The sequence below is a fragment of the Acidobacteriota bacterium genome, assembly GCA_039028635.1.
GTDB lineage: Bacteria > Acidobacteriota > Thermoanaerobaculia > Multivoradales > JBCCEF01 > JBCCEF01.
On the sequence record JBCCHV010000075.1, the window covers coordinates 16,701 to 29,211 of the forward strand.

At 66.6% G+C, this 12,511-nt stretch carries 9 protein-coding genes and 1 tRNA gene; 6 read left to right on the forward strand and 4 right to left on the reverse strand.

The window, feature by feature from the left end; all coding sequences use genetic code 11:
- Positions 1 to 29 precede the first annotated feature (29 nt).
- Entirely contained in the window at positions 30 to 545 is a 516-nt protein-coding gene (locus AAF604_22420; GenBank protein ID MEM7052438.1) for an adenine phosphoribosyltransferase, read from the forward strand.
- Here the strand turns inward: AAF604_22420 and AAF604_22425 are convergent.
- The 4 genes from AAF604_22425 to AAF604_22440 are packed head-to-tail and all read right to left on the reverse strand — an operon-like array spanning position 539 to position 7,950.
- Positions 539 to 2,407 carry an asparagine synthase-related protein gene (locus AAF604_22425; GenBank protein MEM7052439.1) on the reverse strand — a complete coding sequence of 623 codons (1,869 nt, stop codon included), beginning with the start codon at positions 2,405 to 2,407 and terminating at the stop codon, positions 539 to 541. The two genes, AAF604_22420 and AAF604_22425, sit on opposite strands and share 7 nt — an antisense overlap.
- Positions 2,404 to 6,585 (reverse strand): C25 family cysteine peptidase, encoded by a 4,182-nt coding sequence (locus AAF604_22430; GenBank protein MEM7052440.1) that lies wholly within the window; start codon positions 6,583 to 6,585, stop codon positions 2,404 to 2,406. The genes AAF604_22425 and AAF604_22430 overlap by 4 nt, the downstream gene beginning before the upstream one ends.
- A 31-nt stretch (positions 6,586 to 6,616) precedes the next feature.
- Positions 6,617 to 7,048 carry a hypothetical protein gene (locus tag AAF604_22435; GenBank protein ID MEM7052441.1) on the reverse strand — a complete coding sequence of 144 codons (432 nt, stop codon included), beginning with the start codon at positions 7,046 to 7,048 and terminating at the stop codon, positions 6,617 to 6,619.
- Positions 7,045 to 7,950: a hypothetical protein gene (locus AAF604_22440; GenBank protein ID MEM7052442.1), complete on the reverse strand. Its 906-nt coding sequence runs from the start codon at positions 7,948 to 7,950 to the stop codon at positions 7,045 to 7,047. Before AAF604_22440 ends, AAF604_22435 begins: the two co-directional genes overlap by 4 nt.
- Before the next feature lie 107 nt (positions 7,951 to 8,057).
- Between AAF604_22440 and AAF604_22445 the strand changes: the two genes are divergently transcribed.
- The 5 genes from AAF604_22445 (at position 8,058) to AAF604_22465 (ending at position 12,094) form a co-directional block, all read left to right on the forward strand.
- A tRNA-Lys gene (locus AAF604_22445) sits at positions 8,058 to 8,134 on the forward strand.
- A 96-nt stretch (positions 8,135 to 8,230) separates the two neighbouring features.
- Entirely contained in the window at positions 8,231 to 8,497 is a 267-nt protein-coding gene (locus tag AAF604_22450; GenBank protein ID MEM7052443.1) for a hypothetical protein, read from the forward strand.
- 235 nt (positions 8,498 to 8,732) lie between these two features.
- Positions 8,733 to 8,918, forward strand: coding sequence for a hypothetical protein (locus AAF604_22455; GenBank protein MEM7052444.1), 186 nt, complete (start codon positions 8,733 to 8,735; stop codon positions 8,916 to 8,918).
- Between the two features lie 148 nt (positions 8,919 to 9,066).
- Positions 9,067 to 9,780 (forward strand): iron-containing redox enzyme family protein, encoded by a 714-nt coding sequence (locus AAF604_22460; GenBank protein ID MEM7052445.1) that lies wholly within the window; start codon positions 9,067 to 9,069, stop codon positions 9,778 to 9,780.
- Positions 9,767 to 12,094 (forward strand): protein kinase, encoded by a 2,328-nt coding sequence (locus AAF604_22465; GenBank protein ID MEM7052446.1) that lies wholly within the window; start codon positions 9,767 to 9,769, stop codon positions 12,092 to 12,094. The genes AAF604_22460 and AAF604_22465 overlap by 14 nt, the downstream gene beginning before the upstream one ends.
- Positions 12,095 to 12,511: the final 417 nt, after the last annotated feature.

The following is a 12,511-nucleotide window of genomic DNA, read 5'->3' on the forward strand; positions in this document are numbered from 1 at the left end:
TCCGTGAGACCGCACCCCTGGAGCATCCGATGAACGACCTCAAGGCTCTGATTCGCGAGATCCCCGATTTCCCGAAGCCCGGCATTCTGTTTTACGACATCACGACCCTGATCGAGGATCCGCTCGGCCTGCGCAAGACCATCGACCGGTTCGTGTGGCTCTTCTCGCAGCGCGAGATCGACAAGGTGGTGGCGATCGAATCTCGGGGATTTCTTTTCGGACCGAGCGTGGCCTACAACCTCAATGCCGGCTTCGTGCCGGTGCGAAAGCCCGGCAAGCTACCGGGGGAGACGGTGGGGCAGAGCTATGACCTCGAGTACGGCAGCGACCGTCTCGAGATGCATGCCGGCGCCGTGGCCGAGGGGGAGCGCGTGCTGATCGTCGACGACCTGCTGGCCACCGGCGGCACGGCCCAAGCGACCTGTAACCTGGTGGAGAGCCAGGGAGGCGAGGTCGCGGGTCTCGGCTTCATCGTCGAGCTCGACTTCCTGGCTGGCCGCCAGCGCCTCGAGGGCTACTCCGTCGAGTCCCTGATCCACTACTGACGACCGCTGATCGAGCGGCGTTTCCAGGCTCGCAGGCTGGGCAGAGCCCGCGCCGTCCAGAGCTGGAAGCAGAGACAGGTCCAGAGCACGATCCCGGCGCTGCCCCGGTCCCGTCGGCGCGCTCGGTCCAGCCAGTCGGCTCGCACCCACTGCTGCCAGGAGGCGTCCTCCGCGGCCAGCAAGGCCTCCGTGGGGGCCTGCTCCAGAGCGTCCCAGAAGACGAGCTCGAAGGAGGTCTTGTCGCGGCGGTTGAGGATCTCGTCCGGCACTCGGCCGCGCAGGGCCCGGCGAATCACGGGTCGCCCCTGGCCGCGCCACCGCAGATCCTCCGTCGGCAAGCGCAGGGCGAGCTCGACGACCCTGCGGTCGTGCAGCGGATACCGCACCTCGACACCGTGGCGGGCGGCGAAGAAGCGCTCGACGGCGAAGCCGTGACCGTTCATCAGCTCGAGCAGACGTAGGTATTGGGTCGGTCGGCGCGAGCGCGCCGCCTCTTGGGGCCAGGGTGGCTCTGCGGGAAGGGTGCGGCGGGCCTCGGCGGTGAGCCACGGCGGGGCATCGGAGCGTCGTCGCAGTCGGGCGGCGACCCGTGGCGGGAGGCCGGCTCCGGCGAGCCGGCGGGCTCCGCCGGCTCCGACGCTGGCCCGCGCCGCGGTGGCGAAGCGGCCGCTGCGTAGCAGCTCCCAAAGCCAGCGTTCGGTGCCGCCATAGAGCTGATCTCCCAGCATGCCCGAGAGCTGGACCGAGAGCCCGGCGTCGGCAATCGCGGCGTAGCTTCGCTGATGAAAGCGTCGATAGGCGTTCTGCTCCGGAGTGGTGGGGTGCAGCGGCCAACTGGGCAGCTCTGTCAGCGGCCCGGCATCGTCGCAGAGGACTTCGCGAAAGGGCAGTGAGTGGGCCGCGATCAGAGGCCGGGTGTAGGTCCGCTCGTCGCAGCGAGGAAAGCGGTCGAAGGTCCAGGACACGGCCAGCGGCGGCGGGCCGATCTCGGCGGCGAGGGCGGCGAGGGCGGTCGAGTCGAGGCCGCCGCTCAAGGACACCGCGGTGCGCGAGCGTGACCGCAGGCGGCAGCGGACGGCTTCGGCGACGGTGCCGCGAAAGGCCTCGGCGCGAACTCGCGGCGAGGCCCGCAAGGGGGCGGCATGGGGAACGAAGGGCCACCAGCGCGTCGCCTTTTCATCGTCCCCGGTGATGGCGAGGATCTCTCCCGGAAGGAGCTGCTCGACACCCTGAAAGAAGGTCCGTCGGCCGGTGAGCTCGCGGACCGCGAAGAACTGACTCATCCGCTGGCGGTCGAGCTCCATTTCGACCTCCGGGTGGCCGATGATGGCGAGCTCCTCGGTGGCCGCGATCAGGAGATCCGATCGCCGGTGACAGAAAAGGGCCCGGCTCCCCAGGGGGTCGCGAGCCAGCAGGAGGCGCTTGTCCCGCGGCTCGTAGAGGGCGAGCGCAAACGGTCCGAGAAAGCGCTCGAAGGCGGCCTCGCCCCAGCGCTCGTAGGCGCGAGCGACCACCGCGGCATCACTTTCGGTCGCGCTGGCGGAGAGCTCCGGACGATTGTCGAGGCGGCCCTGGAAGAGGATCACGACGCCGCTCCCGGGCGAGACGAAGGGCACTACCGAATCGATCTCTTCGTCGGTCGTCCAGTGGGCGTGCTGGATCGCCGCGAAGGGCCCTTGGCTCCAGGCGCCACGGCCGTCCGGGCCGGTGCCGCCGAGGAGATCGGCCGATGCCTCGAGGCCACGCTCCTCGGCAGGGCGGCCGTTGCGTCGGAAGAGCAGGGCGAAGCCGGACCGGGGAGTCTCCCGGGCGATCCGAATCGGATCCTCGAAGGGAAGACCGCTTGCCGAGGCCGGCTTCAAGGGCGGGGCAAGAGAAGCGCCGGGTCGCCGAGGAGAGTCCACCCGAGGAGAATATCGGCCTGCTCCGGTCGTTGCACCGCCAGCTCCCGCTTGACCGCGATCATGGTCTCGCCGACGGTGGCCTCGGGAGCCAGCAAGCGGGCGAGGAAGTCGGGCCCCATGAGGGTTTCGAGGGAGCCTTCGGTGAGGGTTGCGGCGCCGACGACGGCGGCGGCACCCTGTGGTCCGGCGAGCAGCAGACGGTGGCCGAGGGTGTCGTAACGGGGCGACACGTGGTATGTGTTCCAGCAACCCCACTGAGCGACCAGAGAAGGCTGCCCGTGATTGCCGAGGTGGTCGACGTCGGAGGCCCGGAACAAGCCGTCGAAGGTCCACGAGGTCGGTCCGGAGTGGCCGACGAAGGCGATCAGCCCGGGCCCCTCGTCGAAGGCCGTCAGCAGGGCCGAGCGGGCGTCGTCCAAGGGCTGATGGTCGAGGTTCACCAGCTGATGCTGCCAAGAACGCGGCAGCCGCTCCGCCATGTCGTTGGCCGAGCCACCGTATCGACCGCTCGCTTCGTCATCGGAGACCAGCAGGGCGTGCCGCCGGGCCGCCGGAAAGGCGAGTGTCTTGGCGAGCACCAGATCGAGCTCGGCGACCGTTCTGACTGGCCAACGGCCCACCGGGATCTCGGGAATGCCGTCGTCGTCGAGATCTCCCAACAGGGGGTCGACCGGCGCGAAGCGAACGATCCGGTCGGTGGCGCGATAGGGCGAGGGTACGAAGCTCACGGAGCCGATGCCGAGGTGATCGCGGTAATCGTAGGTGTCGCCGCCGACGAGTAGCACGAAGCGCAGCGACGGCAGCTCTCGCAGGTAGCTGCGGATCGCTTCCGGATCGATCACCGCGCCGCTGTAGGCGCGATAGATGTCGTCGACCATCACCACCTTCGGCGTCAAGCCGCGGGCGCGCCGCGCCGCCACCAGCGGAGCGAGGTGATCGACGAACAGCGGGTGGGTGATGATCAGATAGTTCGCCGCCGCATCCTGCAGCACGGGAGGCTCTGTCGGCAGGGCCCGGATTCGCGGTTGTCGCAGCCCGTGGGAGGAGGCCACCAGGTATTCGCCGTCGCCTTCGCCGAGGCCTCTGAAGCGGACCTGGTGTCCCGAGAAGCCGCTGCCGAGCTCGCCACCGACCAGCTCGACCAGACCGCGGCCGGTGCGGGCATAGACCTCGAGATCGCCGCGGGTGAATCCGGTGACCTCGAAGCTGGCGCCGCGGCTCGAGAACTGCAGCCGATCTTGGCGGGCCGCGAGGCGTCGCTGGTAGTCGACGCGATAGCGGTCGACGTGAATCAGGTCGAAGTCGAAGCCGGTATCGCCGGGGACGGTGATGTCGAGCTGATTGACGCCGTCACGTAGCCAGGATGCCTCCAGGGGGATACGGAAGCGCTGCTCCGCCAGGCCATCGAAGCGGTGGTCGAGGATCGGGTAGCCGTTGAAGCTCGCCAGCAGGTGATGGTCCGGGGCGTCGCCGGGCCAGTCGGTGACGCCCCAGATCACCAGCTCGAGCTCACCTTCCTCGCCCGGTACCAGGTTGTCGAGGTCGATCTCGAAGCGCTGGCTGACGGCCTCTCCGCGAGCCAGCAGACGGGCTTCGAACCAGGGATCACCGGTCGGTGAGGCGAAGCTGTACTGCAGGTTGCGATCGACCTCCTGCCGGCCCCGATAGGTGGTCTCGGAGCGCGTCGTGGGAGTCCCGCGAGCTCTCTCGATGCGGCGGGTCCGACGCGGATTCGGGCCGAAGAAGTAGACATTGGTGTCGGTGTGGAGGCTGTCGGCGATGGCTTCGCCATAGAAGGTGACGGTCGATCCGTCACCGAAGATGGGGCCTCCGGAAACGGCGATGGCCTGGTCACCCTGGCGCTCGCTCCACAGGGCGAGCTCGCCACTCGCGATCCCGGTGAGATCGATGCCTGCCGCCAGCAACTGGTCGTGGGTGAATCGGTAGAGGCCGTCCTGGTCGATCTGTAGAGCGGCCAGCGTGGCCTGGGCGCGGCGCTCCTTCGACTCATCGGCCTGCAGCTCGCGGCGCACGGCGGTCCAGTCGATCTCTCGAGCCAGGCTGGGCCGGCCGTGGTTGGAGCCGACCTCGAAAGGGCCGTACCAGGCTTCCCGCCCTCGGCGGTCGACCTCCGACAGATACACCGCCTCGACCTTGGAGGCGGGGAGGGTGGCGACGTAGCTCTGGGGAGCGAAGGACTCGAGGCTGCGGCTCGGAATCAGGCGCTGGTGGAGGCGGCGTCCATCCGGATCGTAGAGGTAGAAACCGACGTGGGTGGTCTCCGACTCGGTCTGCCACTCGAAGTGCACCTGACCGTCTCGACGCTGGCTGCGGAAGGAGGTCAGGGTGACCGGCAGGGAAGAGATGGCGACGCGGTAGTCCTCGACCTCGCCGTCGCTCTTCGAACCGGTCGGCTCGCTGGTCGTCAGGCTGTCGCTGGTGACTCGGAAGCGGAAGTAGAAGTCGCCGGAGTTGGCACGATCGGCCACCGGGACCGTGAAGGCCAGGGAGCAAGAGAAGGTGCTGCCGAGGTCGCTGCAGGCGCTGTTGCTGCCGCTCGCCGGTACCGTGACGCAGACCGCTTCGTCGGCTTCGAAGGTGCCGTCCTGGCCGGAGTCGAACCAGCCGCAGAGATTGGCGCCGTTGCCGGTCTCGTTGGTCACCGTCACCGGGACTGTGTAGGTCCCGCCGAGGGTCGATGACGAAGGAAAGGCGGCGACCCCCTCCTCGTCGCCGCCGTCGCCATTGGCGCCGTTGTTGTCGGCGCCGGCGGCCACCGGCTGGCCGTCGCCCTCGCCGTCGGGAGCGGTGGTCCCGAGATAGAGCTGGCGGAAAGACAGGACGTGGCGCGCGCCGGCCCCCAGGGAGGTGGAGTAGGAGGCTGGGGCATCGCCGAAGTCATAGGCGCAGAGCACGAAGTCCGAGATGCCGATGAACTGGTTGCCCGGTTGATTGGGGAAGTTCCCCTGGAAGTACTCGACGCTGATCTGGGCGACCGGACCGGCGATGAAGTAGCGCGGATTATTGGCCGACGAGCCGGTGCCGGCGGTGACGTCGCCGTCCCACAGATCGCCGATCAGGTCGGGATCGGTACCCCCGTCGGCGTCCTGCGTCTGGTAGGCCAGCCGATTGCCCAAGGCGTCGACCGCGAGAATGCGCACCAGATCCTCGAAGCCACCGTTGGCGGTATCGCTGCCGGTGATGAAGTCGACGTCGAGGAGGTCGAAGGTCAGGTCCCGCACCGGCGGCGAGAAAGAGAAGGTGGCGCTCAGTCCGCTCGATTCGTCGGAGTTGATGTCTGGGGCGACTGCGGCGGTGACGTCGAAGCCCATGTTGTAGTAGCCGGTGTGGCCGCCCTGGGTGCCGGTTTCGGTCTCGAAATCGGAGCTGGCGAGGGCGTTGCCGAAGATGTCGCTGGTCGACACTTCGGTGAGGGTGACGTCGGAGAAAGTGGTGGTGGTGAAGGGAAGATCGTCACCGTTGCTCGCCCAGTCGTAGGTCACGGTGCCGGAGCAGGCGGCAGTCTGAAGGCCGGTCTCCTGCAGGATGAGACGCGCCGACTGGAAGGTTCCGTCGGTGCCGATGGTGTCGTCGCACAGGTAAAGCGTCCAGGTTCCCATGGCGGGAGTTCCGTTGAAGGCGTCGAGGTCGTCGACGTCGATATCGCGGTGGTAAAAGGGCTCGCCGGTGTTGTCACCGTCGCCATCGTCCGGGTCGGTGACCTCGGCATCGGGCGAGAGCAGGAGGTCGTAATTGTCGTCGGGATCGAAGGAGGTGTCGTTGAGGACGGTGATGCGGGTGCCGATGGGCGACTCGAGGACTACCACCAGATCGTCCCGGGAGGTGTGGTCGATGCGTAGACCGAGGGCGACCCCATCGATGGCGAAGTCGTCCGCGACGACGAAGGTGCGGCTGAGGTTGGGGCCCGCCGGGCAGTCGACCGGCGGATTGGTGTCGACGACGGTGCTGGTGAAGGGAATGGCGCCGGCGGTGCTGTTGTCGAAGCTGCGGATGACGGTCTGAGCCTCGAGGTCCGCCGGCCACGCCAGGCAGAGAAGGAGCGTGGCGAGGAGGAGAGTGGCCGCCAGATACCGTCCGCCGCGGCGGTTGCCGGGACAAGCGTTGGAGAGGCTCATCGTGGACCTCCTGAAGTTCGACCTTCGCCGGTCAAGGCGAACGGAAGATCAAGGGGTTTCCGCTCTCGCCCACCCCCGCGGAGGGACCCAAGGTGAGGCTGCGAACGCTGCCATGCCGCAGTAAGCAGGCGCGCCGCTCGGCTTCGCCGCTGGCGACGAAGTCCGTGATCTGGCTCTCATCGACCACCGCCGTCGCGCTCCGGGGGCGCGCCGCTGGCGGTGCCACCGGTTCCAGGATCCCGGCCGTCAACAGGGCCTCCGTCAGCGCGGCGGCCTGCCGCGGCGCTTCGCCGTCGAAGGCGTGACCGGCGGCCGTCGAGTCCTGATGCTCCTGGAGGTGATCCAGGATGCGGCTGGCCAAGCCGTAGGTGCCGTAGAAGTAACTCTCCCGGGCGTCGAGGATGACCCGCTCCTCGGCCGTCAGGGGGTGGACGACGATGTTCGGGGCGAGGCGAACTCTCATGCCGACAGCACCTCCGTCGAGTCCTCGGCGATTTCCCGATAGACCTCTTCGAGGGCCTGGGGCCGATGCGGATAGTCGATCCGGTGGACCTTCAGGCTGGCCGTGCTGACGGCCCGGCCGACGGCCGCCAGGGCCCGTCCCCCGAGGCTGGGGGAGTAAAGCGAGAAGGGCGTGATCGCCGCCAGGACCTCGTGCACCGCTTGGCCCCCTTGCAGCCGAGTGAAGCGACTCGTCTGGCGCTGCGACGGCTTGAGGGCGTAGACGGTGGTCAAGGGGGGCGGACCGCTGCCGCGATCCTGCTGTGGCAGCTTGAGCTGCGGGAGGGGTTGGGGCGCGCCCAGTCCGGGGCCGCCATCGCAGTGCACGGCGAGTTGATCGTCGGCCAAGCGTCGCCAGCCGCGGCGCGCGAAGAGAGCGGCCACGGTCGACTTGCCGGCGCCGCTTTCACCGCAGAAGGCGATCGATCGGCCGCTCATGGTCAGAGCGCTGGCGTGCAGGGTGTAGATGCTCCCGAGGGTGAGGACCAGCAGTAGGGGAGGACCGAGGAGAATGTCATCGGGCGGCGCCTGGTCGCCCCGGAAGTACAGCAGAATGCCGTGGGACAGGCGCTGAATCTCGAACTGACCGTGACCGTCGAGCCACAGGCGACAGGCTTCGGCGCCTCGCCACTGGGCTTCATAGGCGGTGTCGAGGCCGGCCACCTGACCGCGGCCCTCGAGGCGCGTGATGACCGGGGTCTCGTAGCCTCCCCAGGGCTGGAAGCCCAACTCCCGCAGGCGCTTCGGCACCTCCGTCCGGCGGATGCGGCGACCGGGCAGGACGACGTTCGACCACACCTCGAGGTTGGCGACGAGGTAGCGGTGAAAGAGTTCCTTGGGAGGAGTTGGATCGGGCAGCGGCATACCTCCTTAGTGTATACAATTAATCGCGCGAGCGCTAACTTTTATTCGTGATCCTCAACCTCAGCGAAGGCTGTGAATCGGCCCTCGACGTTCGGCTATACTTCCCCGGGCCGTTAGCTCAGCCAGGTAGAGCACCGGACTTTTAATCCGATGGTCGTGGGTTCGATTCCCTCACGGCCCACCATCGCAGGACCGTGCTTTCCCGGCTAGAATCATGAATCGGTACGCATAATCTGCCCCGCCAGGGGCACGGTGGTAATTGCACGAAGAGGGGGTTGCCGTGATCCGAGTATCGAGAGGTGATCTGCAGGGCGAGTACATCTGGACCGCTGTGGGAACGGGGGCTTCGAAGATCGAAGAGACCCAGTTCAACCGCAAGCAGGGCTACGAGGTGTTGGCCATGGTCCAGAAGATGGTGAGCCACTTCGGCATCGATTCGCAGGAGGACGTGCGCAAGGTCGAGGCGGCCATCGTCGAGATTCCGGAGGGTATCTCGGACCGTATCGAGGCCTTCGCCTGGTTGGTCGAGAATCTGCCTGAGGAGTAGGTATTTCCCGCGCTCGTAGTGGGCCGCACAGGCGGTCCTCGCGGAGGCCTTCGGGGGCGGCTGCTCTGTCCTCCGGAAGGCCTTCAAAGGGCTGTCGTTTTTGAGCCTTTGAGGGCTTGTTGCATCTCCCGTCATGCTACAATTCCAAGGTCTCATCCAGTGTCGCAAGGTAATTTGCGTTGGGCGCCGTTGGATATGTGGGTACTCGGAATAACTAGTTGGGTAGGAGAGAGCAATGGAATCTCACGTCGATCGACTGCACACAGAAGGTGTGGCGGACGCCACGATCCTGAACGATGACGAGAAGAATCTGATCAACGGCTTGTCGACGGAAGAGGTCGACACCCTGATCAACATCCATAAGAAGTTGGGAACAGTGGCGAAGGGGCGCGGCGACGCTCGACCGGCTTTCCCGATCTGACCACTCCCTCGAAGCCTGAGCTCGAGGAGCTCCCCGGAGCAGAGCTCGGCCTTTGCCGGTGGCGGTCGGTCGTACCGCTGCGGTGAAGGCCCTCGTCTCCTGCTGCCGCCAAAGGAGGTCCGGTGAAGTATCTCTCCGGGAGGGCGAGGTGACCGCTACGGCACTCGAGGGCGGCACGCCGCGGCCTGGGCGTGGCAAGCTCCTCGAACGCAAGCTACGCCTCGCCGAGCCCTGGCTGGCGGAAGTCACCGAAAAGTTCTGGGAGCATCCCCGTCTCCGGGAGATGCTCCCGTTCTTCTATATGCGGGTCTATTCCGCTGCCTGCACCAGCATCGAGGTGATGCGGGCCGCCGAGCTTCGCTGCCGCGAGCTGGCCTCTTCGGACGCGGCGGCTGCCATGCTCGGGGAGTATCTCGAGCGCCACATCGCCGACGAGGAAGAACACCCGGATTGGCTGCTCGCCGATCTCGAAGTGCTCGGCTACGGTCGGGCCGAGGTCGAGCGACAGGCCGCTTCGGCTTCCGTCGCGTCGTTGATCGGTCCACAGTACTACTGGGTTCACCGGGTCCATCCGGTGGCATTGCTGGGTTATTTCGCTGTCCTCGAGGGTTTTCCGCCGACTCTCGAGCATCTCGAGCAGGTCGAGCGCCACACCGGCTTTCCCCGCTCCGCCTTCCGTATGCTGCGAGCTCACGCCACCCTCGATCTCGAGCATGCCGATGAAATCTTTGCGCTCCTCGACCAGCTTCCGTTGACCGCGGAGCAGGAGTCCTGGATCGCCATCAGTGCCTTCGAAACCATGGAGAAGGTCACCGGGGTCTTCCGGGAACTCCTGCATCTCTACGGCGATGGAAGAAACTAGAGGCCTACCGGTCGGAAAGCCCTCCCCCGAGGGCCGGCGCACCATGGTCGGTCAGACGGTGGGCCAGTACCGCGTGCTCGGCAAGATCGGTCGCGGCGGGATGAGCGTGGTGTACAGCGCCGAGGATGTCGATCTCCATCGCAAGGTCGCGGTCAAGTTCATCTCCACCCGCCTGACCGCCGACGAAGCCGCCAAACAACGCTTCATCCAAGAAGCGCGGGCGGCCTCGGCTCTCGATCACCAGAACATCTGCACGATTCACCAGATCGGTGAAACGGACGATGGCCGGCTCTACCTGGTGATGGCCTACTACCAGGGGGAGACGGTCGGCCAGAAGATTCGCCGTGGGCCGATTTCGGTGGAAGATGCGCTGGGCGTCGTCTATCAGGTGGCGAACGGTCTTTCCCGGGCCCACGAGTCGGGAATCGTCCATCGCGACATCAAGCCGGGCAACATCATGGTGACCGATCGCGACGAGGTGAAGATCCTCGATTTCGGTATCGCCAAGCTGGCTCGGGAGGGAGCCGAGATGGAGCTCACCCAGCCGGGCACGGTGCTCGGCACGGCGGCCTACATGTCTCCGGAGCAGGCCTCCGGGCGCGAGGTCAACGACCAGACCGATATCTGGGCTTTGGGGGTGGTGCTGTTCGAGATGCTCGCCGGAGAGCGGCCGTTCCAGGGACCTCATCCGGCGGGGATCATTCATTCGATCCTCTACGACGACCTGCCCGAAGCGGCCTTGCCGGCCGACCTGGCGCCGGGCGTGCGCCGCGTGCTCCACCGCGCCCTGGCCAAGGAGCGGTCACACCGCTACGCCCGCATGAAAGAGCTGATGACCGATCTCGGCCGTTTGCTCCAGGACGGTGGCGCTGATCCGGTCGGCCTGCTGCCGCCGACGCAGGCTTTTCCCAACGTCAATCGTTCGATCGTCGTTCTGCCCTTCGCCAACCTGTCGCCGGACCGGGACAGCGACTACTTCAGCGACGGTCTGACGGACGAGCTGATCACCGATCTGTCGAACATTCGCGCCCTGCGGGTGATCTCCCGGACCTCGACCAACCGCCTCAAAGAGAGTCAGGACGACCTGCGCTCGATCGCGCGCTCGCTCAATGTCCAGTATGTGCTGGAGGGCGGCGTTCGGCGCGCCGGCGAGAGCCTGCGGGTGACGGCGAAGCTGATCGATGCCACCACCGACTCGCTGCTCTGGGCCGACAAGTACTCGGGCACGATGGAAGACGTCTTTGCGATTCAGGAGTCGCTGTCGCGAAAGATCGTCGAGGCTCTCAAGGTCACCCTCAGTGTCGAGGAGGATCGCGCCCTCGCCGAGCACCCGATCACCGACGTCGAGGCCTACGAGTTCTATCTGCGGGGCAAGCAGGAAGTCCATCGCTACTCGGAAGAGGCCCTCGATCGCGCTCTGGTCTACCTCCAGAACGGTCTCAAGATCGCCCCCGAGAACGCCCTCATGATCTCGGCTCTCGGTCAAGTCTACTGGCAGTTCGTCAACGCCGGCATCAGCTCCGATTCGATGTATCTGCAGAAGGCCGAGGAGTGCGCCCAGAAGGTGTTTGAGATCGAGCCCGATTCCCCCCACGGGAACCGCCTGCTCGGCATCATCCGAATCCACCAGGGACAATGCCTCGAGGGCGTGCGGCTGCTCCAGAAGGCTTTGGCGACCAGCCCCAACGATACGGACACGCTGGCCTTCCTGACCACCTGCTACGGATTCATGGGGAGGCCTTCGGCGGGACGACCGCTGACGCGCCGGCTGCTCGAGGTCGATCCCCTGACGCCCATCTACCAGTGCTGGCCGGGCATTCTTTCGCTGATGGACGGGCGCTTTTCGGAGGCCCTGGGATACTTCATGAAGAGCTTCCGCATGGATCCCAGCAATCCGATGGTGCGCTGCATCCACGGTCAGGTCCTGGCGATGGCAGAGCAGCGCGAGCGCGGTCTCGAGGTGTTCGAGAGCTTGCGGCGGGACATGCCCGAGAACTTCTTCGCCAAGCTCTCCGAGCTCTACTGCTACGCCCTCGCAGGGAAGGTCGACAAAGCTCGGGAGCTGGTCGATGAAGAGCTCAGCGCGGTGGCGCGGACGGATCCCTTCTACTCCTGGAATCTGGCCGAGTGCTTCGCTCTGCTGGGCGAGAAGGAGGCCGCCCTCGAGTGGCTGCGGCAGGCCCACAACAACGGCTTCTACAACTACCCGCTGCTCGCCGAGAAGGATCCCTTCCTGGAGTCGCTGCGCGGCGACGAGGCCTTCGATGCCCTACTGCTCGAGGTCAAGGAGTCCTGGGAGGCGTTCGAGGTCTGAGGCAGGCGCTGAAAAAGCCGCGTGGCGGCTTCTTCAGCGCCTGCTGTGTTTCAGGGGGGCTAAAGGCGCCCCCCTCAGGCGCGCGCGCATGTCGCGCGCCTTCACCCCCGTCCTCGGCGCCCTCGGCGCCGCCTCGGGCTTTCGCCCTCGGTAGCCGCCTGCTGGTTAGCAGACGGCTTCTTTTTGCCGATAGTTACTTCGGGGCTAAAGGCGCCCCCCTCAGGCCTGCGCGGCCCGGCGGCGCGCATGTCGCGCGCCTCGCGGCCGGCCAGGCACCCCAATCCCGGGCGGCCCCGTCCTCGGCGCCCTCGGTAGCCGCCTGCTGGTTAGCAGACGGCTTCTTTTGCCGATAGTTACTTCGGGGCTAAAGGCGTCCTCCTCAGGCCTACGCGGCCCGGCGGCGCGCATGTCGCGCGC

Coding starts and splice junctions, on each gene's coding strand:
- AAF604_22420 (MEM7052438.1), top strand. CDS start 30: ATGAACGACCTCAAGGCTCTGATTCGCGAGATCCCCGATTTCCCGAAG.
- AAF604_22440 (MEM7052442.1), bottom strand. CDS start 7,950: ATGCCGCTGCCCGATCCAACTCCTCCCAAGGAACTCTTTCACCGCTAC.
- AAF604_22455 (MEM7052444.1), top strand. CDS start 8,733: ATGGAATCTCACGTCGATCGACTGCACACAGAAGGTGTGGCGGACGCC.
- AAF604_22435 (MEM7052441.1), bottom strand. CDS start 7,048: ATGAGAGTTCGCCTCGCCCCGAACATCGTCGTCCACCCCCTGACGGCC.
- AAF604_22465 (MEM7052446.1), top strand. CDS start 9,767: ATGGAAGAAACTAGAGGCCTACCGGTCGGAAAGCCCTCCCCCGAGGGC.
- AAF604_22430 (MEM7052440.1), bottom strand. CDS start 6,585: ATGAGCCTCTCCAACGCTTGTCCCGGCAACCGCCGCGGCGGACGGTAT.